Source organism: Haloglomus halophilum, from assembly GCF_024298885.1.
GTDB classification, from domain to species: Archaea; Halobacteriota; Halobacteria; order Halobacteriales; family Haloarculaceae; genus Haloglomus; species Haloglomus halophilum.
Genome location: NZ_CP101166.1, coordinates 666,582 through 686,206, shown reverse-complemented (window position 1 = coordinate 686,206; position 19,625 = coordinate 666,582). Strand labels below are relative to the sequence as shown.

General features: G+C 69.4%; 22 protein-coding genes and 1 other RNA gene. 10 read left to right on the top strand and 13 right to left on the bottom strand.

What is annotated here, in order from left to right:
• Nucleotides 1-8: 8 nt before the first annotated feature.
• The 3 genes from NL114_RS03480 to NL114_RS03470 form a co-directional block, all read right to left on the bottom strand.
• Nucleotides 9-305 carry a DUF424 domain-containing protein gene (locus NL114_RS03480; protein WP_254823410.1) on the bottom strand — a complete coding sequence of 99 codons (297 nt, stop codon included), beginning with the start codon at nucleotides 303-305 and terminating at the stop codon, nucleotides 9-11.
• Nucleotides 302-1,300 carry a tetratricopeptide repeat protein gene (locus tag NL114_RS03475; RefSeq protein ID WP_350355395.1) on the bottom strand — a complete coding sequence of 333 codons (999 nt, stop codon included), beginning with the start codon at nucleotides 1,298-1,300 and terminating at the stop codon, nucleotides 302-304. Before NL114_RS03475 ends, NL114_RS03480 begins: the two co-directional genes overlap by 4 nt.
• Before the next feature lie 78 nt (nucleotides 1,301-1,378).
• Complete coding sequence (locus NL114_RS03470) at nucleotides 1,379-1,972, bottom strand: NUDIX hydrolase (protein WP_254823409.1); 594 nt, start codon at nucleotides 1,970-1,972, stop codon at nucleotides 1,379-1,381.
• Nucleotides 1,973-2,309: 337 nt separating this feature from the next.
• Here NL114_RS03470 and NL114_RS03465 point away from each other — a divergent pair, with 337 nt between their 5' ends.
• Nucleotides 2,310-2,996: a DUF7504 family protein gene (locus tag NL114_RS03465; protein WP_254823408.1), complete on the top strand. Its 687-nt coding sequence runs from the start codon at nucleotides 2,310-2,312 to the stop codon at nucleotides 2,994-2,996.
• Between the two features lie 78 nt (nucleotides 2,997-3,074).
• Here the strand turns inward: NL114_RS03465 and NL114_RS03460 are convergent, their stop codons facing one another.
• Nucleotides 3,075-3,488 carry an Lrp/AsnC family transcriptional regulator gene (locus NL114_RS03460; RefSeq protein WP_254823407.1) on the bottom strand — a complete coding sequence of 138 codons (414 nt, stop codon included), beginning with the start codon at nucleotides 3,486-3,488 and terminating at the stop codon, nucleotides 3,075-3,077.
• 143 nt (nucleotides 3,489-3,631) lie between these two features.
• On the opposite strand from NL114_RS03460, the gene carA reads away from it, so the two are divergent.
• Nucleotides 3,632-4,756 carry a glutamine-hydrolyzing carbamoyl-phosphate synthase small subunit gene (gene carA / locus NL114_RS03455; protein WP_254823406.1) on the top strand — a complete coding sequence of 375 codons (1,125 nt, stop codon included), beginning with the start codon at nucleotides 3,632-3,634 and terminating at the stop codon, nucleotides 4,754-4,756.
• 28 nt (nucleotides 4,757-4,784) lie between these two features.
• On the opposite strand, the gene NL114_RS03450 is transcribed toward carA, so the two are convergent.
• Nucleotides 4,785-5,195 (bottom strand): hypothetical protein, encoded by a 411-nt coding sequence (locus tag NL114_RS03450; RefSeq protein ID WP_254823405.1) that lies wholly within the window; start codon nucleotides 5,193-5,195, stop codon nucleotides 4,785-4,787.
• Nucleotides 5,196-5,307: 112 nt separating this feature from the next.
• Here NL114_RS03450 and NL114_RS03445 point away from each other — a divergent pair, with 112 nt between their 5' ends.
• Both NL114_RS03445 and NL114_RS03440 read left to right on the top strand, forming a co-directional pair.
• Nucleotides 5,308-6,147: a PspA/IM30 family protein gene (locus NL114_RS03445; protein ID WP_254823404.1), complete on the top strand. Its 840-nt coding sequence runs from the start codon at nucleotides 5,308-5,310 to the stop codon at nucleotides 6,145-6,147.
• A 147-nt stretch (nucleotides 6,148-6,294) separates the two neighbouring features.
• The gene (locus tag NL114_RS03440; RefSeq protein WP_254823403.1) at nucleotides 6,295-7,353 is read left to right on the top strand and encodes a DUF7972 family membrane protein; all 1,059 of its coding nucleotides are present in this window, start codon (nucleotides 6,295-6,297) and stop codon (nucleotides 7,351-7,353) included.
• 48 nt (nucleotides 7,354-7,401) lie between these two features.
• Here NL114_RS03440 and NL114_RS03435 read toward each other — a convergent pair whose 3' ends face one another.
• The 6 genes from NL114_RS03435 to NL114_RS03410 all read right to left on the bottom strand — a co-directional run bounded on the left by NL114_RS03435 (nucleotide 7,402) and on the right by NL114_RS03410 (nucleotide 11,438).
• Nucleotides 7,402-7,746 (bottom strand): hypothetical protein, encoded by a 345-nt coding sequence (locus tag NL114_RS03435; RefSeq protein WP_254823402.1) that lies wholly within the window; start codon nucleotides 7,744-7,746, stop codon nucleotides 7,402-7,404.
• 3 nt (nucleotides 7,747-7,749) lie between these two features.
• Nucleotides 7,750-8,097, bottom strand: a complete 348-nt coding sequence (locus NL114_RS03430; RefSeq protein ID WP_254823401.1) for a hypothetical protein — start codon at nucleotides 8,095-8,097, stop codon at nucleotides 7,750-7,752.
• 102 nt (nucleotides 8,098-8,199) lie between these two features.
• On the bottom strand, nucleotides 8,200-8,370 hold the full coding sequence (locus NL114_RS03425; protein ID WP_254823400.1) for an HVO_0758 family zinc finger protein: 171 nt from the start codon (nucleotides 8,368-8,370) through the stop codon (nucleotides 8,200-8,202).
• Nucleotides 8,371-8,471: 101 nt separating this feature from the next.
• An RNA gene (gene rnpB / locus NL114_RS03420) (RNase P RNA component) lies at nucleotides 8,472-8,837 on the bottom strand.
• A gap of 635 nt (nucleotides 8,838-9,472) precedes the next feature.
• Nucleotides 9,473-11,032 (bottom strand): thermosome subunit alpha, encoded by a 1,560-nt coding sequence (gene thsA / locus NL114_RS03415; protein WP_434084121.1) that lies wholly within the window; start codon nucleotides 11,030-11,032, stop codon nucleotides 9,473-9,475.
• 169 nt (nucleotides 11,033-11,201) lie between these two features.
• Nucleotides 11,202-11,438, bottom strand: coding sequence for a hypothetical protein (locus NL114_RS03410; RefSeq protein ID WP_254823398.1), 237 nt, complete (start codon nucleotides 11,436-11,438; stop codon nucleotides 11,202-11,204).
• A 114-nt stretch (nucleotides 11,439-11,552) separates the two neighbouring features.
• On the opposite strand from NL114_RS03410, the gene NL114_RS03405 reads away from it, so the two are divergent.
• The 4 genes from NL114_RS03405 to NL114_RS03390 all read left to right on the top strand — a co-directional run bounded on the left by NL114_RS03405 (nucleotide 11,553) and on the right by NL114_RS03390 (nucleotide 15,670).
• Nucleotides 11,553-11,975 carry a DUF7124 domain-containing protein gene (locus NL114_RS03405; protein ID WP_254823397.1) on the top strand — a complete coding sequence of 141 codons (423 nt, stop codon included), beginning with the start codon at nucleotides 11,553-11,555 and terminating at the stop codon, nucleotides 11,973-11,975.
• A gap of 1 nt (nucleotide 11,976) precedes the next feature.
• Nucleotides 11,977-12,927 carry a DUF7847 domain-containing protein gene (locus NL114_RS03400; RefSeq protein ID WP_254823396.1) on the top strand — a complete coding sequence of 317 codons (951 nt, stop codon included), beginning with the start codon at nucleotides 11,977-11,979 and terminating at the stop codon, nucleotides 12,925-12,927.
• A gap of 73 nt (nucleotides 12,928-13,000) precedes the next feature.
• A complete protein-coding gene (locus NL114_RS03395) occupies nucleotides 13,001-13,288 on the top strand; it encodes a hypothetical protein (RefSeq protein WP_254823395.1) in 288 nt (95 codons plus the stop codon).
• A gap of 156 nt (nucleotides 13,289-13,444) precedes the next feature.
• Complete coding sequence (locus tag NL114_RS03390; RefSeq protein ID WP_254823394.1) at nucleotides 13,445-15,670, top strand: CDC48 family AAA ATPase; 2,226 nt, start codon at nucleotides 13,445-13,447, stop codon at nucleotides 15,668-15,670.
• 178 nt (nucleotides 15,671-15,848) lie between these two features.
• Here the strand turns inward: NL114_RS03390 and NL114_RS03385 are convergent, their stop codons facing one another.
• Entirely contained in the window at nucleotides 15,849-16,109 is a 261-nt protein-coding gene (locus tag NL114_RS03385) for a hypothetical protein (protein ID WP_254823393.1), read from the bottom strand.
• A 6-nt stretch (nucleotides 16,110-16,115) separates the two neighbouring features.
• A complete protein-coding gene (locus tag NL114_RS03380) occupies nucleotides 16,116-16,664 on the bottom strand; it encodes a DoxX family protein (protein WP_254823392.1) in 549 nt (182 codons plus the stop codon).
• Nucleotides 16,665-16,825: 161 nt separating this feature from the next.
• Between NL114_RS03380 and NL114_RS03375 the strand changes: the two genes are divergently transcribed.
• Both NL114_RS03375 and NL114_RS03370 read left to right on the top strand, forming a co-directional pair.
• Nucleotides 16,826-18,763, top strand: coding sequence for an ABC transporter ATP-binding protein (locus tag NL114_RS03375; protein WP_254823391.1), 1,938 nt, complete (start codon nucleotides 16,826-16,828; stop codon nucleotides 18,761-18,763).
• Between the two features lie 54 nt (nucleotides 18,764-18,817).
• Complete coding sequence (locus NL114_RS03370; RefSeq protein ID WP_254823390.1) at nucleotides 18,818-19,582, top strand: formyltransferase family protein; 765 nt, start codon at nucleotides 18,818-18,820, stop codon at nucleotides 19,580-19,582.
• The last annotated feature ends 43 nt before the right edge of the window (nucleotides 19,583-19,625 follow it).

Here is a 19,625-nt window from a genome sequence, read left to right as displayed (position 1 = left end):
CTGGCGTCTCAGAACCGAACGTACTGCGCGTGGACGGTTCCGCCGAGGTCGAGGACGTTCTCGGGGTCGACGAAGCCGCCGTCGACCGCGGTCGAGACGGCCTGTTCGCCGACGATGTTTGCGGTCTCGGCCCGTGCGAGTGCCGCCAGCACCGTCTCGGCGTCGGCAGGGTTCCCGCCGTAGAACTCCTCGGTCACGGTGAGCGACACACGGCCGTTCTCGTAGGACTCGCCCAGCGTCGCCTCGTCACAGACCGCGACGATGAGTCCCTCCGGTGTCTCTCGTTCGCTCAGCAGGAGCGTCATTCGTCGAGCCGCTCGCGGTCGCGCTCCTCGTCCGCGGGGGGCTCCCCCGCGAACTCCTCGGCGAGTTCCTCGGCCAGCCCGCCGCCGGGAGCGCTCGGTGCGTCCCCGGTGGCTCCGCCGGCTCCGCCGGCCCCACCGGCTGCTCCGGCCGCCCCGCCCCGGCCGTGCTGGTCGACGAGGTCCTGCTCGGCCTCCTTCCGGATCTCCTCGGCCTCCGAGGCGACCTCCTCGGCCCGGTCGTAGTGGCCGAGTTCGTCGAGCGCGCGGGCCTTCTCCTCCAGTATCTCCGTGTTCCGGAAGCCCAGTCGGAGCGCGTTGTCGAACGCGTTGAGGGCGTCTTCCGCGAGGCCCCGCTCGAGCAGGAAGAAGCCGCGGTTGTACCACGCCTGGCCGAAGCGCGGATCGAGCTCCACCGCCTTCTCGGCGTGTTCGAGCGCCTGCTCGCTCCGGCCCGACTCGTACAGCGCGTACGCCAGGTTCGTGTGTGCGCTCGCGGCGTGGTCGCTGTCGCCGTCGATGCGGAGCGCCTCCTGATACGAGCTGATGGCGGGCTCCCACTCCTCCAGTTCCGCGTGGGCGACGCCCTTGTCGACCCAGGCCTCCTGCTCTAAGCGCTCGTCGTCGGTGAACCGGGCGACCCGCTCGAACGCGTCGGCGGCCTGCTCGTGGCGGTTGATGCGCATGTAGGAGAGCCCCACGTCGAGCAGATCGTCGGCGTCGACCTGGTCGGCGCCGACCTGCCGGTCGTCGAGCGTATCCGCCACGACCCGCGAATCGACGGGGTCGACCTTCCCGGAGTCGACCTTCAGCTCGGGTGGTTCGAGGTCGAAGCCCTCCTCGTACGGGTCGCCGAACCCCTGGCCGCTGGAGAACTGGTGGTCGCTACCGCCGGACGGTGCCTCCTGTTCCTCGTCCCCGTCCTCCTCGGCCTGCCCCGGAGGGACGGGCGGTTTGGCCTCCTCCGGCGCCGTCGCGGTCTCGTCGTCGTCGCTCATTACGTCCGGGTTGGCGGTTCGCGAGGGTAAGGCTTGCGTCAGGGGCGCGACGTGCGGACCGGCCTCCGGTGGAGCCGGCTACTCCTCCTCGAAGTCGCGTCGCATCGCGATCTCGAACCACGGGCAGAGCCGGAGCTGCCGGTACTGCTTCTGGTTCTCGTAGAGGTGCTCGTAGGGCACCCACATCCGGCCGCCGACCTCCTCGGGGTCGGGGTCGAGCGTACGGTCCTCCAGCGTGCATTTCAGGACCGCACAGACCTCCCACTCGAGGCCCTGGTCGAGGTAGTAGCGCTTGTACTCGAACTTGTCCGTGATGCGGAGGTCGTCGTACTGGTCGGGCGTGACACCGAGTTCCTCTTCGAGGCGCTGGCGGGTCGCGGCCTTCTGACTCTGCCCCGCCTCGGGGTGCGAGGCGACGGTGCCGTCCCAGTGGGTGTCCCACAGCCGCTTGTCGGCCGCCCGCTGGGCCAGCAGCACGTTGTCCTCGCGGTCGAAGACGAGGACGGTGAACGCGCGGTGTCGGATGCCGTCGCCCGTGTGGGCCTCCAGTCGGTTGGCGAGCCCCTGTTCGGTGTCGTTCTCGTCGACGACGATGACCTCCTGGCGAGCGTTCTCGTGGTCGGCGTCGTCGCCCGCCGCGGCGCCGCCGGGGTCGATCTCGTCGGTGCTCATGGTGGTCGCTTGCCCGTTCACCTTAAGACCGCTTCGGCTTCTCGGACTGATTCCGGGGCGGTCCCGAATGGCCGGAGAATATAAATGGCCGAACACTTCCGGCGCCAGGTTCCGATTCTGGTGGGTGGCTGCCGACCGTGCGGCCGGCGCATGCCGGCACGACTATGATAGCCGGTTCACGAGGACGGGTCCCTCGGCGCCCGAGGGGCCCGTGTGTGTATGTGTGTCGATGTCGTGGTGGGTGGGGACAGGGGATGGTGCCAGGCGCCGGCGCCAGGTGACTCTAGGTGGTTAGTACACAGCATTTTATCCATCTGGACGGTAGTGTGGTGTACGGATGCTACACGAAGCTGTGGACACCGGCGGTGTGGGCCGCGGGGACATCGGCGCGGAGGAGACCGAGCTGCGGCGGCTCGGCGCACAGGGCTGTCTGTCGCTGTTCGTCGGCGAGGAGTCGCCGGCGCACGCGACGGCGAGCAGCCGACTCCACGCACGTGCCCCCGAAGAGGATCACCACCTGTTCGTGAGTCCCGCGCGGACTCTGCCTTCAGTGAAACACCACGTCGACGCCGTCCCGAAGGGCGCGTCCGTCCGGGTCATCCGGACCTCGCGCGGCCCGGACCACGACGGCCGGTTCGACGGTATCCCGACCCGGGCCGCCGTCGACCAGGTCAACGGCTCGCTCCGCGCGCTCGGTGCCGCTGTCTCCGACGCGATGGAGATCACCGCGGCCCGCGACGAGGGCCGCCCCGTCGTCTGCCTGCGCGACGTGACCTCGCTGACCGACGACCGGTTCGAGCTGGAGCGGTTCCTGCTCGAACTCCGTGTCGCCGCCCTCGGGACGAACGCGGTCGTGCACGCCCACCTTCCGGTCGCACCGGACCACGAGTGGCTCGACGGGCTCCTCGACCTCGCGGATGCGACCTGCTACGTCGAGGACGGGCTGCCGCCGGCGGGCGAGTGGGACCTCCACACGGAGACCCTCGACGCCGCCGCACCGGGCGCTGCCAGCGAGTCCGCCTGATCCCGGCCACCCACCGCCGGACCCCACGGTCCGGACCTGCCGTTCTTCACCTCGCCGAGCGACGCGGTCGCCCGGAGGTCACCCGAGTCTCTCGTCCAGAATCAGCCGCGTCTTCGTCGACACCACCTCGTCCAGTTCTCGAGCACGCGTGATGAGCGCGTTCAGCGCGTCCGTGTCGGTCGTGTCCGCGACCACGACGATATCCTCTTCGCCGGAGACCTGCCAGACGAAGTCGACCTCCGACCAGTCGGCCATGTCGCCGGACATCGTGGTGGTGTCGACATCGACGGCCACGTCGATCTCGATCATCGCCTTCACGTTCCCCGTCCGGGTGGCGACGGTGAACCGCTCGATGACGCCCTCCTCCAGCATCCGGTCCACCCGGTTCCGGACGGTGCCCTCGCTGGTGCCGACCTCGTCGGCGATCTCCGTGTACGGCGTGCGCGAGTCCCGCCGGAGGATGGCGAGTATCTCCCGGTCCAGGCTATCCATGGTCGTTGATGCGGGGTGACCCGGTGACTGCGGGGCCCCGCTGAGGTGCGACGATATCCGGGGGGCGCACTTACCGATTACGAAATTCGTAATTCGGCTTCGAACGCAACGGTTATTCCGGGGGCGACGATACGAGCATCGTAATGACTGACGCCGCAACCGACGACGGCGACGAGCATCCGACCGCGTACGTGGCCATCGAGGGGGGACGGGTCGTGGAGGCTCGGAGCCGCGCACCCGGGCGCGCTCGCGGCGAACTCGTGTTCACGACCGCCTACACCGGCTACGAGGAGTCGCTCACCGACCCCTCCTACGAGGAGCAGATCCTCACGTTCTCCTACCCGCTCATCGGCAACTACGGGGTCCGAGAGGAGCGCTTCGAGTCCGACCGCGTCCACCCGCGTGCCGCGGTCGCCCGCGAGTTCACCGAGGACGTGGCCGAGTGGCTCGCCAACGAGGGGATTCCGGCGGTCGACCACCTCGACACCCGCGACCTCGTGACCGGCATCCGCGAGGAGGGCGCGATGAAGTGTGGTATCTCGGCCGGGCCGGACGCCTCCCCCGAGGCCGCGACGGAGGAACTCGACCAGTGTGTCGCGATGAGCGACCACACCGACATCGGCTCGCAGGTCAGCGTCCCGGGTCGCGAGACACACAATCGCGAGGGCGACGGGCCCACGGTCGCCCTCGTCGACTGCGGCGCGAAGGGCAGCATCATCAGTTCGCTCGTCGAGCGCGACGCCGTCGTCGAGGTCCTCCCCTACGACGCGACGGTCGCGGATGTCGAGTCCGTCGACCCGGACCTCATGTTCATCTCGAACGGCCCCGGCGACCCGGAGAACTTCGAGCGCGCGGCCGCCCTGGTCGACGAGTACGTCGGCGAGACGCCCATCGCGGGCATCTGCCTGGGCCAGCAGGTCGTCGCCAACGCGCTCGGCGGCTCCACCGAGAAGATGGAGTTCGGGCACCGCGGGGTCAACCAGCCGGTCCGTGACCTGCGCTCGGGGCGCGTCGTGATGACCACCCAGAACCACGGCTACACCGTCGACGAGCCCGGCGACCAGCTCGAGGTCACGCAGATCAACGTCAACGACGATACGCCCGAGGGCCTCGAATCGGATGAACTGGACATCATCACCCGCCAGTACCACCCCGAGGCGAACCCGGGGCCGAACGACTCGCTGGACTTCTTCGATGACGTGCTCGCGCTGGCCGGCTACGAGACCGACGCCGGGACGACCGGCGCTCCGACGAAGGCGACGCAGTAGAGCTTCCTTCCGGCCCGGGGGTCCTCGATCACGCCTCCTCCGCGTCCTCGTCCCCACCGCCACCGAGTCGCGCGCCGAACTCCTGGAGGCGGTCGGCGAACTGGCCGAACACGAAGTTGAACACGCCGGCCATCGCCAGCAGTGCGCCCAGGAACAGCGCCGAGCGCTGCGAGGTCGGTACCACGACCGGATAGAGCCACACGAGGACGCCACTGACGAGGAAGCCCAGCGAGACACCCCGCTGGACGTTCTCCGTGTACTCGAACACCATCGCCGCGATGCCGAGGAAGCCCAGGATGCCCACCATCGGCTCGTAGGGGCTCTCGCTGACCATCGCCGCCCCGAACACGAGAAGCCCCGCGATGACGGAGCCGACGCCCATCAGCCGCATCTGCCGTCGCTTCAGGTCCACCTCCACGTCGGCTTCGTCGTCTGCCATACCCGTTCTGTGCGGGCCGTGCGCTAATCCCTGTCGGTCGTCCGGGTCCGCCGGGCTATGGCCGCCCACCGGACATGGGAAATTTATGCCCACGGGCCGCGAAAGCCGGGGTATGGGAATCCTCTCGCGGGCCTCGTACGTCATCCGGTCGAAGCTGAACGCCATCGTCTCCAGCCAGGAGGACCCCTCCGAGACGCTGGACTACAGCTACGAGAAGATGCGCGACGAACTGCAGGACGTCAAGCAGGGTATCGCGGACCTGACGACCCAGAAGAAGCGCCTCGAGATACAGAAGCGGCGGCTGGCGGAGAACGTCGAGAAGCACAACGAGCAGGCCCGCGAGGCCGTCAACGCGGGCCGTGACGACCTCGCGCGCCGCGCGCTCGAGAAGAAGAAACAGAAGATGACGCAGATCGAGGACCTCGAAGGGCAGATCGCGGACCTGCAGAGCACGCAGGACCGCCTCGTCGAGAAGAAGGACGAGCTGCAGGAGCGCATCGAGCGGTTCCGCACGGAGAAGGAGACCATGAAGGCGCGCTACGAGGCCGCCGAGGCCAGCGCCCGCGTCTCCGAGGCGATGAGCGGCGTCGGCGACGAGATGGAGGAGACCGCCCGCGCCATCGAGCGCGCCCGCGACCGGACCGACGAGATGGAGGCCCGTGCCGAGGCGATGGACGAACTCCAGGAGACGGGCGCGTTCGACGACGCCCTCTCCGACGAGGACGACCTCGACCGCGAACTCCGCGAACTCCGGAGCGACAGCGAGGTCGAGGCCGAGCTGGAGACGCTGAAGACCGAGGCCGGCCGCGGCTCGACGGAGGCGGCGGCCGAGTCTGCGACGAGCGACGAGTCCGACCCCGAGGAGGTGGCGGAGCCGGCCCCCGACCCCGAGGTCGAGGCGGAACTCGCGGACCTGAAGGAGGGCGAGGAGCCCGAGGACGAGTCGAACTGAGAGGTCCCGCCGCCGGGTCGTGACACGCCTCGTTGCTTCTGACCGGATACGTCCGCATTCGGCTTCGTCAAGCACTAAGAGCCCGACGCTACTCGGCCCGGGCATGAACCCCGAAACGCCGTGGCCGACTCGACGGGTGGTGTGGCGGTGAGCGACAGCGCGACGACCGCCGACGTCGGTGCGGACGCCGAGGAGACCATCGCCGAGCGGGCCGGCCGGGATACCCGGCTCTCCTACCTGCTCGTCGAGGCCGACCGGCGGCTCGTGACGGCCGGGCTCCTGGCCGGGGTGCTGGGGTCGCTCCTGCTGGTGGTGGCCGTCGTGCCCGGGTCGGAGGCGGCGGTCCGTAGCGGTGACCCCGTGGAGACGCTGTTCCAGGCGCTGGTCGGCGCCACGGTGACGGGTGTGACGCTGGTCCTGACGCTGAACCAGCTCGTCCTCTCGCAGGAGCTGGGGGCCGCGGGCGACCAGCGCGAGCGGATGGACGGCGCGATGGAGTTCCGCCAGGACGTGGCCGAGTTCCTCGAGGACCCCGTCGCACCCGCCGAGCCCTCCGCCTTCCTCCGGGCGATGGTGACGGCGACCGCCGCCCGAGCCGAGGCCCTCGGCGACTCGGTGGCCGACGACCCCGACGACGAGGCGAGGAAGGGCGTGCGCGACCTCGCCGACGGCGTGACGACGGCTGCCGACGCGGTGGTCGATTCGCTCTCGGATTCGACGTTCGGCCAGTACGAGGTCGTCGACGCCGCGCTCGACTTCGAGTACTCCCGGAAGCTCTACCGTGCCCGGCGGCTCCGGACGGCCTACGCCGACGAGCTGTCGGACGAGACCTGCGAGACGCTGGAGGAACTGGAGGGACTGCTCCAGCTGTTCGGACCCGCCCGCGAACATTTCAAGACGCTCTACTTCCAGTCCGAGCTGGTCGACCTCTCGCGGCTCGTGCTGTTGGCATCCCTCCCGTCGCTGGTCGTCACGGTCTCCGTGCTGGCCTTCTTCGACGCGTCGGCGGCCCCGCCGACCACGGTCCTCGGCATCGGCGGGGCGTCGCTGGTCGTCTGCATCACGACGGTGCTGGCGCTCCTGCCCTTCGTCGTCCTGCTGTCGTACGTCCTCCGTATCGCGACCATCACCGGGCGCACCCTCTCCATCGGACCGTTCATCCTCCGGGAGACCGAGCGCGAGGGGACCACGGAGACGGACGAGTGAGCTGGGTGCTGCGGCCGGCGGGGCGGTCCGTGTCGTCGTGACGGCCGCTCAGCCGACGACGAGCGCCGCGATGGCGCCCGCCGCGACCCCGACGAGCAGGAAGAGGATGATACGGTACCAGTGGACCGGGACGGGGAGCGTCCCCCGCGCGTAGCCGGGCGGTCGCCGGGCGTAGTGGACGGCGAGCCCCGCCTGCGCGACGGCCGCCGCGCCGATGAGCCACGGGTCGCCCGCGGCGGCACCGAGCGCGCGCGCCGCCGCGAGGCCCCCGAACGAGAGGGCGGCGAGGGCCAGCAGGACCGCCCAGAACTCCGCGCGGACGAGTGGCCGGCCCAGAACCGGGACGGTCGGTGGGTCCGCGCTGGTCTCGTCGTCGCTGTCGCCCTCGACCATCGCTCAGATGAACTCCCGGACGTCGGAGTACCACATGTCGTGGTGGTCGACGGCGTCGATGCGGGGGGCGATCTTCGCGGCGATGACGTGCCAGCAGAGCTCGTCCGGGTCGTCGGCGTCGAGGTTGTACTGGCTGTCCTCGCAGGTGCAGCCGTCGTCCTCGACGACGTACTCCTCGGTGTGGCCGACGACGACGGTGAAGTCGCGGTACTGCTTGACGCGCTGCTCGCCGACCGCCTCGATGGCGCGACGACCGCGCTTGCCGTGCGCCTCGATGATGCGGTCGACGACGGCCGGGGTCAGCTCCCCGGCCTCGGCGAGCGCGTCGGTCCACTCCGCGACGGTACTCACTGTGCTACCTGGGTAACGTGGGCACAAAACCGTTCGGTGGCTCGTCCGACGCGCGTCCGCCGTTTCCGACCCGTGAGTCCGGGCTGGGCGCCCCTCGCCGTGCTACCCGACCTGCTGCCACTCCCGACCGCACTCCGGACAGGACCGGACCTTCCCGAGTCCGTCCGGGTTGTCCTTGGAGTCCAGGTTCTCACCACACTCCGCACACACCAGCCGCTCGTACGTGTCCTTCGTGATCTGCTCGGAGCGGAGTCCCTTTCGGACGGAGTCCATACCCGCCCGTATGCGACCCCCTATCAAAAGCCCGGCGGCGCGTCCCAGCGCCCGGAATCGCCGGAGAGTACCCGAGAGCGCGGCCGCTCCGTGGTGCTGATGGCTGAGGGGAGTAAGCCCCCTTCTGTTCGTCCCGGCATTCGGCTGAGCGCCCGCCGCCGTGTCCGGGCTACCAGCACGGCGGGCTTGCACCGGCGAGGATTCGCCGTTCCATCCGTTCCCGGTCGTCGACGTTCTGCAGGTTAGCTGGCTCGCCTCGCGGCTCGCTTCGCACGCTCGCGGGTCACGCCCGCTCGCGCCGGGGGGCCTCGTGGCCCCTCGCGCATCATCACTCGGACCGGGGGGTCTCGTTGCTGTTCCAGAGCCGACGGTCTCCCGTCCCGGGCTTGCGCCCGGTCGCCTGCCCGGACGGTGGGGGGACTTTCCTCGTGCGCCATGTCGCGCACGGGAGCCGGGCTCCCTCTGCCAGCCACACGTAGGCTGGTGCCCGTCTTGAGGGGTTCGGTCGATAGCACGGGTCTCTCGTGACTGCTCGGGTGACTGCGACGGCGATGGAGACGACGAGCGCCCTCGCCTTCCGTCAGAGCAAGCTCTGACGACCTTCGCCTCACTCCGTTCGGCTCAGCTTCGATTCCGCCAGGGCCGTCTCTGGTCAGTCGGCTAGCGGGAGCCTCGTACCTCCCCAGCCGCCTGCGGTGCTCACTCCGGTCGCTTCGCTCCCTTCGTTGCGCTCCTCGTCCCTCGCGCGCTGGCGGCGGCTGGCCTGCGGCACAGCCGCCAGCGCGCGCCCGGTCGACTGACGGCGACGTGAGCCTCCACAACCACGGGCCGGGAGCGCGTGGTGAGCGAAAGCGAACCCGCGCGTGCCGGGGGACTCCGTCCCCGTACCTCGCGGCGTAGCCGCGAGAACCCGGGGAAGGGTAGGGGCGCCGCTCCGTGCAACGTTCCACGTCCCTGGTGGACTTGAAGGGCGAGAGCGCGAGGGCTTCGTAGGGGCCCTTCACTTCTCCGAAACAATACTTGGAACGCAGAGAATAATCTACCACGCCCGGGATAAATAAGTTATTCGAGAATTTACAACCGAACGGGTGTATTTGAGACGTTAGCTCGACGAGATGACGTCGTCGATGCGGACGATCATCGTGGCCGCCTCGGTGGCGGACTCGACGGCCTCGCGCTTGACCGCGGCGGGGTCGAAGACGCCGTAGTCGACGGGGTCGTCGATGTGGCCGGTCTGTCCCTCGGAGATGATGCCGGCGACGCCCTCCTCCTCGTGGCGCGAGCGGAGGTCGACCAGCGCGTCGATGGGGTCGAGGCCGGTGTTCTCCGCGAGCGTGCGCGGGATGACGTCCATCGCGTCGGCGAACGCCTCGACGGCGAGCTGCTTGCGGCCCTCGATGCCGGCCGAGCCCGAGCGGATGTGGTCCGCGATGGCGATCTCGGAGGCGCCGGCGCCGGGGACGATGCCGCCGGAGTCGAGCGCGGCGGTGGCGACGTCGATGGCGTCGTTGAGCGCGCGCTCGAGCTCGTCGGCGACGTGCTCGGTGCCACCACGGGCGAGGACGGTGACGGCCTCGGCAGCCGCGCCGCCCTCGACGAAGACGAGGCCGTCGTCGGCGAACTGCTCGACGCGGATGGAGTCGGCGTGGCCGAAGTCGTCGGCGTCGAGGTCCTCGACGGAGCCGAGCGTCTTCGCGCCCGTCGCGCGGGCGATGGAGCCGGCGTCGTCGTCGCCGATGGAGTCGAAGGCGAGGATGCCGAACTCGGCCAGGTAGGAGCCGACGTGGTCGTCGACGTCGCCCGTGACGAAGGCGACATCGATGCCGGCCTCGTCGAGGGTCTCCGCGTAGCCGCGGAGCTCGGACTGCTCGGCCTCGATGGCCTGGTTCAGCTGGTCGACGTCGCTGATGTCGTACTCGGCGTCGATGTTGGCCTCGCGGATCTCCAGGTCCACGTCGAGGACGGCGACGGTCGCGTCCTCGACGGAGCGGGGCATGTCCTCGTGGAGCGGCTCTTCCTCGGCGATGACGCCCTCGACCAGTTCGGTCGCGGAGGAGGAGGCGCCCTTCTGCGTGCGGACGGTGATGTTCTCGCGCTCGACACCGTCCTCGCCCTCGACGGCGCGGACGGCACCGACGACGGTCTCGGCGAGCGCACCGGCCTCGATGTCACCGGTGCCCTTGCCGGTCATCGAGGTCTCGGTCACCTTCCTGAGGAGGTCGTCGTCGAGCTCCTCGTCCAGCGTCATGTCCTCGATGGCCTCCAGCGCGAGTGCGCTGGCCTCGTGGTAGCCCTCGACGATGGTCGTCGGGTGGACGTCGTCCTCGAGGAGGTCCTCGGCCTGCGCGAGGAGCCGGCCCGCCAGGACGGAGGCGGTCGTGGTACCGTCACCGACCTCCTCCTCCTGGGTCTCGGCGACCTCGACGATCATCTGCGCGGCGGGGTGCTCGATATCCATCTTGTCGAGGATGGTCGCCCCGTCGTTCGTGATGACGACGTCGCCGTCGTCGCTCACGAGCATCTTGTCCATGCCGCGCGGCCCGAGTGTCGTGCGTACCGATTCGGCGATGGCCTTGCCGGCCTGGATGTTCGAGGACTGTGCGTCCTCGCCGCGGGTCCGCTGGGAGTCCTCGGCGAGGATGAACATCGGCTGTCCGCCCATGCGCTGCTGCTGCTGTGCCATAGTCGTACGAAAATCAGTCAGCGGTTCTATATAAGTGTTGTCGAACAGGTCTATGAAACCCCGACACGGGGCCCTCGTCAACTGTTCGCAGGGCGCCCGCAGTGACACCTAAATAGGGGTGGCCGTGGACGAGGGATGGTCGTCCGGCTCAGTGGAACCACAGGACGTTCGCCGTCGTCCGACAGCAGACGAACGGGCGGTCCTCGACGCGCGAGAGGCTGATGGCGCCGAGACTCGCAAGCAGGGCGACACCGACGAGGCCCGCGACGGGGAGGGCGAACGCCGGGCCGGCGAGCCGTCGTCCCCCGAGGAAGGCCACGACGACCCCGACGAGGGCGAACGGCAACGCGTCGGCCGCCGCGATGACGAACGAGCGGGTGGTCATGGCCGACGGTATCGCCGGGGACGACATGAGTCTGGCCACGACCGCCCCGGGCTTCCGGACCGAGCGTCAGGCCCTTTCCAAAGCGTTTTCTCCGGCGGGCGGGACCCACTCGGTATGGACGGAGGCGGCGGTTCGAGCGACATGACCCTCGCGTTCGAGTTGGCGGCCCTGAAGCGGCTGGCCGAGCCGGACGCCGTCTTCTCGGACGCGCGCACGTGGAGCAAGTACGTCGGCGTCGTCTCGGAGGAGCCGACCTACGTGGTGACGAACTTCACCCGGAAGAATCGCATCCGACAGGACTTCTTCTCCGGCCCGCGGGGCCGGGAGGAGTCCCTCGAGAACGTCAAGCGCCAGTTCGACACGGACCGGCACGTCTTCGTCGGCACGAGTGACGAGGACGCTGCTCTCGCCGACCAGGTCGACTGGGAGTACCTCCCCGTCGAGCAGGCCGCCGATGCGGCCGGCTGGGAGCTGGGGGACACGGAACAGGCGGCATCGTCCGAGCCGACCGAGGACGAACGCGACGACTGGCCCTGACGTGTCCGACGACAGTAGCGGCCCGCCCCCCCGGGTGGACGATACCGACGCCGACGAGCCCTCCTCCGACGGACCTGGTTCGCGCGGACCGGAACCGGACGGCACGCTCGCGGTCGGCGACGCGCTGAGCGGTGCCGTCGCGCGGCTCGTCCGCCCGGTCGGGCTGGCGCTCGTCGCCGGCTACCTGCTGGTCGGCTTCGCGGGTGCGGTCGCCACGACGAGCCTGTTCGCGACCCTCGTGCCCCGTGTCCGGACCGCGGTCATCGAGAACTCGGCCGCGACCCCGGCCGACTTCCCGCCGCTGGCGGACCCCTCGCCGCTCGCCCTCCCCGTCGAGTTGAGCACGGCCCTCGGACTCGTGCTGTTGACCGCGCTGCTGGCCGAGACGCTGAACGTGGTCGCCGTTCAGGTGTTCGTGCGCGACGCCCGCGAGTTCCCGCGCGAGGCGCTGGCGGACCTCCCGGCGCGCTCGCTCGTCTCGTTCGTGGCGAACTCGCTGGCCGCCGCCGCGGTGTTCGTCGGCTTCGTCGCGTTCATCCTCCCCGGGGTCTTCCTCGCGGTCGCGTTCTACCAGGTCCGCGCCGTCGTCGCCGTGGAGGGCGCGGGCGTCGTGCCGGCGCTCCGTCGGTCGTGGCGGCTGGTGAAGGGCCACCGCATCCGGGTCCTGTTCGTCCTGCTGGTCGTGGTCCTCGTCGGGCAGGTCGCCACCCTCCCCGGGAGCCTGGTCGAGGTCACGCCGCTGGGCGAGGCCGCCGCGGCCGCGCTCGGGGTCGTCCTCGGTGCGGTCGTCACCGCGTTCGGGGCCGCCGTCGCCGCGCGGGTGTACGTCCAGCTCGTCGGCATGGAGGCCGCCGAGATGGCCGCCCGCGAGGCTGGCGGGGGCGAAGCCCAGGACGACGAGCCCCTCGGCGCGCTCACGCCCGAGGAGATCGACGAGCGGTTCGGCGACTGAGACCCGAGCGCGAAAGCCCCCGGACGTTGCCGGGGGAGTATCGGTTTTTATCCGTCCGAAACTGGTCGGGGCTATGAGCGACGAGACCGAGCTCGACATCGAGGTGGAGGTCGAAGTGGCGGTCGATCGTGAGGAACTGGAGATCGAGATCGGCGGAACCCGCGAAGCCGAGGCGGAACTGGAGACCGACGGGCTCGAGATAGAGGTGGAAGTCGAGGTCGAAGGGGAGGGTGGGGAGGACGAGGAGATAGACGAGGAGACGGCCGAAGGGGAGGAGGGGGAAGACGATGATGAGGTGGATGAGGAGACGGTCGAAGGCGAGGAAGCGGACAACGACGAACAGCCTCCCAGCGACGAGTAATCCCACCGACGCCAGCAGGGGGCACGGGACCCAGCCGGGCGACCACGAACCGTGAGGAGCCGTCGGTGTCCACGTCAGGAAAAGTGTCACGGGTTCCCGTGTGAGCACAAGACATATCGCCGCGGGCGTTGAGTTCCTTGGTATACCACTCCTACCATGAACGAGGTTCAACTGGAGGTGGCGAAGGCGTACCCCAACGACTCGGGGCGCGGCATCGCACGCCTCGACCCGGACACGCTGTTGCACCTGAAGCTGAGCCCAGGGGACATCATCGAGATCGAGGGCGGCGACCGGACCGCGGCGAAGGTCTGGCGCGCCGACCGACAGGACTGGAACACCGACACCGTCCGCATCGATGGGTTCACCCGGCAGAACGCGGATGTCGGCATCGGCGAGCGCGTCGAGATCCGCAAGGCCGAGGCCACCAAGGCCGACCGGCTCGTGCTGGCGCCGCCCGAGGAGGCCAGCGTCCAGTTCGGCTCCGACGCCGCCGGCATGGTCAAGCGTCAGATCCTGAAGCGCCCGGTCGTCGAACACGACATCGTTCCGGTGATGTCCTCGACCAACCATCCATTCATGCGGTCGCCCGGACAGGCGATTCCGCTCATCGCGGTCGAGACGGACCCCGAGGGCGTCGTGCTCGTCACCGAGGATACGGAGGTCGAGCTGCGGGAGGAGCCCATCTCCGGCTTCGAGAAGACCGGCGGCGGCATCACGTACGAGGACATCGGCGGCCTCTCCAACGAGATCCAGCGGGTGCGCGAGATGGTCGAGCTGCCGATGAAGCACCCGCAGATCTTCAAGAAGCTCGGCATCGAGCCGCCACAGGGGGTGCTACTTCACGGCCCGCCCGGCACCGGCAAGACGCTGCTGGCGAAGGCGGTCGCCAACGAGACCTCCGCGAGCTTCTTCTCCATCGCGGGCCCGGAGATCATCTCGAAGTACTACGGCGAGTCCGAGCAACAGCTCCGGGAGATCTTCGAGGACGCCTCCGAGGAGAGTCCCTCTATCATCTTCATCGACGAACTGGACTCCATCGCACCCAAACGCGAGGACGTGACCGGCGAGGTCGAGCGCCGGGTCGTCGCCCAGCTGCTGACGATGATGGACGGCCTCGAATCGCGCGGGCAGGTCATCGTCATCGCCGCGACGAACCGCGTCGATTCGGTCGACCCCGCGCTCCGCCGGCCGGGCCGGTTCGACCGCGAGATCGAGATCGGCGTCCCCGACGAGACGGGCCGCAAGGAGATCCTCCAGATCCACACCCGCGGGATGCCCCTCTCCGACGACGTCTCGCTGGACCACATGGCCGACGAGACCCACGGCTTCGTCGGTGCCGACATCGAGTCGCTGACGAAGGAGGCCGCGATGAAGGCCCTGCGCCGGTACCTCCCCGAGATCGATCTCGACGAGGAGGACATCCCGCCGAGCCTCATCGACCGGATGATAATCAAGCGCGACGACTTCCGCGGCGCGCTGAACGAGGTCTCCCCCTCGGCGATGCGGGAGGTGCTGGTCGAACTCCCGAAGGTCTCCTGGGACGACGTGGGCGGCCTGGACGAGGCCAAGGGCCAGGTCCAGGAGTCCATCGAGTGGCCGATGACCCAGCGCGAGAAGTTCGAGCGCATGGGCGTCGAGCCGCCCGCCGGCGTGCTGCTGTACGGTCCGCCCGGCACCGGGAAGACGTTGATGGCGAAGGCGGTCGCCAACGAGACGAACGCGAACTTCATCAGCGTCCGCGGCCCGCAACTGCTCTCGAAGTGGGTCGGCGAGTCCGAGAAGGCCATCCGACAGACGTTCCGCAAGGCGAGGCAGGTGGCCCCGACGGTCATCTTCTTCGACGAGCTGGACTCGCTGGCGCCCGGTCGGGGCGGTGATGTCGGCTCGAACGTCTCCGAGCGCGTCGTCAACCAGCTCCTGACCGAGCTGGACGGGCTGGAGGAGATGGGCGACGTGATGGTCATCGGCGCGACCAACCGCCCGGACATGATCGACCCCGCGCTCATCCGCTCGGGCCGGTTCGACCGGCTGGTCTACATCGGCGAGCCGGAGGTCGACGGTCGCGAGCAGATCTTCCGCATCCACACGGACGACACGCCGCTCTCGCCGGACGTCTCGCTCCGTGAACTCGCGGAGCTCACGGGCGGCTACGTCGGCTCCGACATCGAGTCCATCGCCCGCGAGGCCGCCATCGAGGCACTCCGCGAGGACGACGACGCCGAGATGGTCGAGATGCGCCACTTCCGCAAGGCGCTCGAATCGGTCCGTCCCACCATCAACGAGGACATCCGCGACTACTACGACCGCATCGAGGAGGACTTCAAGGGCGGCGGCGCCGAGCCCGGTCCACAGCAGGGTGGCGGGCGTATCGGGTTCCAGTAGAGCTTTTTACTCGTCAGGTTCGCGGGCTCCGCCCGCGAACCGCTCCTCGCAAAAACGTTCAGAAAAACTGTTGCCCGCTGGCTCGCTTCGCTCGCCAGCGGTGAACGGCGCGCCTGCGGCGCGCCGATGCAGGTGCAGCTCTCCGACGAACGAAGCGAACGCTGCTGTCGCTCGTTCCTCAGGCCGCCCTCCCGGTGTCGGGCGTGGTCGCGACCACCCTGTAGACCGCGTAGAACATCCAGATAAGCAGGCCGAGGATGATGATGTACGAGCGGATCTCGAGGGGGACGAGCGCCTCGTGGACGATCTGTCCTTCGCCGTCGACCGGATGTGGTGAGCCTGCGAGCACCTCGAGCAGGCCGATGACCACCGTTCCGAGGACCACGAGGCCACCGCCGCCGTACGCCGCGATCCTGTCCGCCGTGTCGAGTTCACTCATGACGTATCACCCCACGATGTACCGGAGCTTCGGATGGTTCTGGACGATGTCCGACTCGGCGAGGTACGCGTCGACACCGAGGACGCGCCCAGCGCCGAGCGTGGCGATCATCGCGAAGATGAGGAGTCCCAGCAGCTCGCCGGTGACGACGCCGTGATTCCAGCCACCGGTCTCCCCGTTGATGAAGTAGAAGAAGGCCATCAGGAGGGCGCCGAAGAACGACGCCAGCCTGGTCAGTGCCCCGAGGATGAGCCCGAGGCCGATCAGCGTCTGCCCGAGCGGGATGGCGACGTTGACGAACGAGAGGAGGATGCCGTCGGCGAACAGGGTCACTATCGGCCCGAGACTGGTCCCCTGCGCGGCGCCGCTGACGAACCAGCCGGCGTCGAACGGCCAGGCGAGGAACTTGTCGAGCCCCGCATGGAGCATCCACCACCCGACCGCGAGCCGCATGATCACCAGCCAGTACGCCAGCCACGGCTCGGAGACGGGGAACGAGACGTTCCGTCCGAGCAGTCGGGTCTTCACGTTCTGTGTCATGGTATCATGCCTCATTTCGAGCGCGCGAGGGAACAGGGTATAAATGTTGCCCCTATCCTGGATAATCGGCAGATTTCGCGACAAGAATCACGACAGTTGATTTCCAGCGCCCCACATTCCACGCCGGCATCGCTGAATACCCGAGTTTATGAGCGAAGCCGCCCGAAACGGGCGCAATGAGCGAGGACGCCGGGCCGAACCCGGACCCCGAGGCCCCGGACGTGGGGCGCCGCGAGAAGTTCGCGGCGGTCCGGGCCGTCGCCGCCTACCGACCGCTGACGACCGTCGCGGTCGTCGTCCTGGCGGTCGCTGCGGCCGTCCTCTCGGGCGTTGGCGCGGGCTTCATCCTCCCCATCATCGAGCTGGCCCAGGGCACCAGCAGCGACACCACCGGCATCCTCGCGGCGTTCGTCGCCACCTACGACCTGCTCGGGCTCCCGCTGACCCTCGAAACGGCGGTCGCGGGGGTCGCGGTCGTGATGACCGCCCGCCACGCCGCGTCGTTCGTCGTCGCCTACCTCCGGGCGGTGCTCCAGACCGCGTACGTCCGGGACCTCCAGACCCGCGCGTTCGACCGGGCGCTCGACGCGCGCGTGGGGTACTACGACCGGAACGGCTCCGACGAGATTCTCAACGCCATCGTCACGCAGGCCCGGTACGCGGGCGGGTTCATCAAGAACGGGACCCGCCTGCTGGAGGCGGCGCTGGTCTCGGCGGCGTATCTCGGCCTGGCGCTGTATCTCGCGCCACAGCTCACACTCCTGACGGGTGTCGTCCTCGGCAGCACGACCGTCCTCGTCCGCACCCAGTTCGAGTCCGGCTACGAGGTCGGCGACCGCATCGCCGACGCCAACGAGCGCGTCCAGGAGTCGGTACAGGCCGGGACACAGGGTATCCGGGACGTGAAACTGTTCGGGGTCGCCGAGGAGCTGTTCGCGGACTTCCGCGGCGCCGTCGACACCTACGCCCGGGCGAACGTCCTGCTCCGCCGGAACCAGGCGGCGTTCAAGGAGATATACCAGTGGGTCAGCGCGCTGACCGTCTTCGGGCTGCTGTACCTGGGCCTGGCCGTCTTCGGCCTCCCCGTCTCCCGGCTCGCGGTCTTCCTGTTCGCGATGTTCCGGCTCGCGCCGAAGGTCTCGGACGTGAACGACCTCTACTACCGCGCCGAGGGGGACCTCCCCCACGTCGTCCGGATGGAGCGGTTCGTCGACGCGCTGGAGGCCAACGCCGAACCCGACGCGGGCGACCCCGTTCCCACACCCGTGGACGAGGTGGCGTTCGACACCGTTCGCTTCTCGTATCCCGAGGCCGACGAGACGATTCTCGACGGCGTCTCCTTCGACTTCGAGCGCGGCGAGTTCGTCGCGTTCGTCGGGCAGTCGGGCGCCGGAAAGTCCACCGTGGTGTCGCTGCTGACGCGTCTGTACGAACCCGATTCCGGCGCCGTCCGCGCCGACGGGACGGACATCCGCGCGTTCGACCGGCGCGAGTGGCGCTCCCGGGTGAGCGTCGTCCGCCAGCAGCCCTGGATATTCAACGACACCCTCCGGTACAACCTCACTGTCGGCAACCGGGACGCGACCGACGCCGAGGTCCGGCGGGTCTGTGACATCGCGCAGGTCACCGAGTTCGCCGACGACCTGCCCGCCGGCCTCGAGACGCAGCTGGGCGACGACGGCGTCCGGCTCTCGGGCGGCCAGCGCCAGCGCGTCGCCATCGCCCGCGCACTCCTGAAGGACGCCGACGTGCTCGTGCTGGACGAGGCGACCTCCGACCTCGACACCGGCCTCGAGGAGCGCGTCCACACCGCCATCGAGGAGATGGAGCGCGACTACGCCATCGTCGCCATCGCGCACCGCCTGTCGACCGTCGTCGGCGCGGACCGCATCTACGCGCTCGATGCCGGCCGCATCGCCGAGGCCGGGCCGCACGAGGAGCTCCTCTCGCAGGGCGGCCAGTACGCTGACCTCTACGCGACCCAGGCCGAGGCCGGCGTCGCGAGCGACGGCGAGGCCCGCGCGGAGCCGGACGGCGGCGCGACCGGGACGGACAGCGACACGACTGAGCGGGACGACAGCGCGACCGGGGCGGACGGCGGCGCGCCGGAGTAACGCCACACCGCCCGCGAGCGGTAGCCTCTTGCCCCGTCCGGGCGCCGACGGGACATGGCCATCGAGCGGCTCGCGCTCCTCCTCGGACGGGACCACCTCCGCGACTGGCTCGCCGACGCGCTCGTGGAGATGGCGGCCCGGACGGACGCCCGCGTCGCGCTCGTCGTCCGCACGGACACGGCCGGGCGCGACCCGGGCGCGGACGGGCGCGTCGACATCCCCGAGACAGCCAGGGCGTCCGACCTGGAGCGCCGCTACGTCGCTCTCGACCCCGTCGCGGACGGGCCGGGCGTCCGGTTCCCGGCGGCGACCGTCGACCGCATCGCCGAGACCGACGCCGCGCTCCAGAACGGCGTCGGCATCCTGAAGGGCGACGTGCTCACGGCGCCCGAACACGGCGTGCTCTCCTACCACCACGGCGACATCCGGCGCTACCGGGGCGTCTACACCCACCTCTGGAACTACCTCGACCGCGTGGCGACGGGCGGCGTGACGCTGCTCCAGCTGACCGAGGCCCTCGATGCCGGCGCCATCGCCGCCGAGCGCGAGGTCGACATCGCGGACTGCCTGACGTGGTCGGAACTCGAAGGGCGCAAGCACCGCGCCGGCGTCCCGCTCGTGGCCGACGCCATCGAGCGGTTCGACGCTGGACGCGAGCCGGAGACAGTGCCCGAGGACGAACTCGGCCGGATGTACTACTCCTCGGACGTGACGCTCGGTGTCGTGGCGAAGTACGTCGCGCTGGAGACGGCGAAGACGACGCTCAATCGGGTCCGGAACACGCGGAGGTTGCTTGGTATCTGGCGAGATAGTCACTGATTCTGGCCAATAGGCCTCGAAATTGGTTAGCAGATGCCGAATC

Coding starts and splice junctions, on each gene's coding strand:
- NL114_RS03480 (WP_254823410.1), bottom strand. CDS start 305: ATGACGCTCCTGCTGAGCGAACGAGAGACACCGGAGGGACTCATCGTC.
- NL114_RS03475 (WP_350355395.1), bottom strand. CDS start 1,300: ATGAGCGACGACGACGAGACCGCGACGGCGCCGGAGGAGGCCAAACCG.
- NL114_RS03470 (WP_254823409.1), bottom strand. CDS start 1,972: ATGAGCACCGACGAGATCGACCCCGGCGGCGCCGCGGCGGGCGACGAC.
- NL114_RS03465 (WP_254823408.1), top strand. CDS start 2,310: ATGCTACACGAAGCTGTGGACACCGGCGGTGTGGGCCGCGGGGACATC.
- NL114_RS03460 (WP_254823407.1), bottom strand. CDS start 3,488: ATGGATAGCCTGGACCGGGAGATACTCGCCATCCTCCGGCGGGACTCG.
- carA (WP_254823406.1), top strand. CDS start 3,632: ATGACTGACGCCGCAACCGACGACGGCGACGAGCATCCGACCGCGTAC.
- NL114_RS03450 (WP_254823405.1), bottom strand. CDS start 5,195: ATGGCAGACGACGAAGCCGACGTGGAGGTGGACCTGAAGCGACGGCAG.
- NL114_RS03445 (WP_254823404.1), top strand. CDS start 5,308: ATGGGAATCCTCTCGCGGGCCTCGTACGTCATCCGGTCGAAGCTGAAC.
- NL114_RS03435 (WP_254823402.1), bottom strand. CDS start 7,746: ATGGTCGAGGGCGACAGCGACGACGAGACCAGCGCGGACCCACCGACC.
- NL114_RS03425 (WP_254823400.1), bottom strand. CDS start 8,370: ATGGACTCCGTCCGAAAGGGACTCCGCTCCGAGCAGATCACGAAGGAC.
- thsA (WP_434084121.1), bottom strand. CDS start 11,032: ATGGGCGGACAGCCGATGTTCATCCTCGCCGAGGACTCCCAGCGGACC.
- NL114_RS03410 (WP_254823398.1), bottom strand. CDS start 11,438: ATGACCACCCGCTCGTTCGTCATCGCGGCGGCCGACGCGTTGCCGTTC.
- NL114_RS03405 (WP_254823397.1), top strand. CDS start 11,553: ATGGACGGAGGCGGCGGTTCGAGCGACATGACCCTCGCGTTCGAGTTG.
- NL114_RS03395 (WP_254823395.1), top strand. CDS start 13,001: ATGAGCGACGAGACCGAGCTCGACATCGAGGTGGAGGTCGAAGTGGCG.
- NL114_RS03390 (WP_254823394.1), top strand. CDS start 13,445: ATGAACGAGGTTCAACTGGAGGTGGCGAAGGCGTACCCCAACGACTCG.
- NL114_RS03385 (WP_254823393.1), bottom strand. CDS start 16,109: ATGAGTGAACTCGACACGGCGGACAGGATCGCGGCGTACGGCGGCGGT.
- NL114_RS03380 (WP_254823392.1), bottom strand. CDS start 16,664: ATGAGGCATGATACCATGACACAGAACGTGAAGACCCGACTGCTCGGA.
- NL114_RS03375 (WP_254823391.1), top strand. CDS start 16,826: ATGAGCGAGGACGCCGGGCCGAACCCGGACCCCGAGGCCCCGGACGTG.
- NL114_RS03370 (WP_254823390.1), top strand. CDS start 18,818: ATGGCCATCGAGCGGCTCGCGCTCCTCCTCGGACGGGACCACCTCCGC.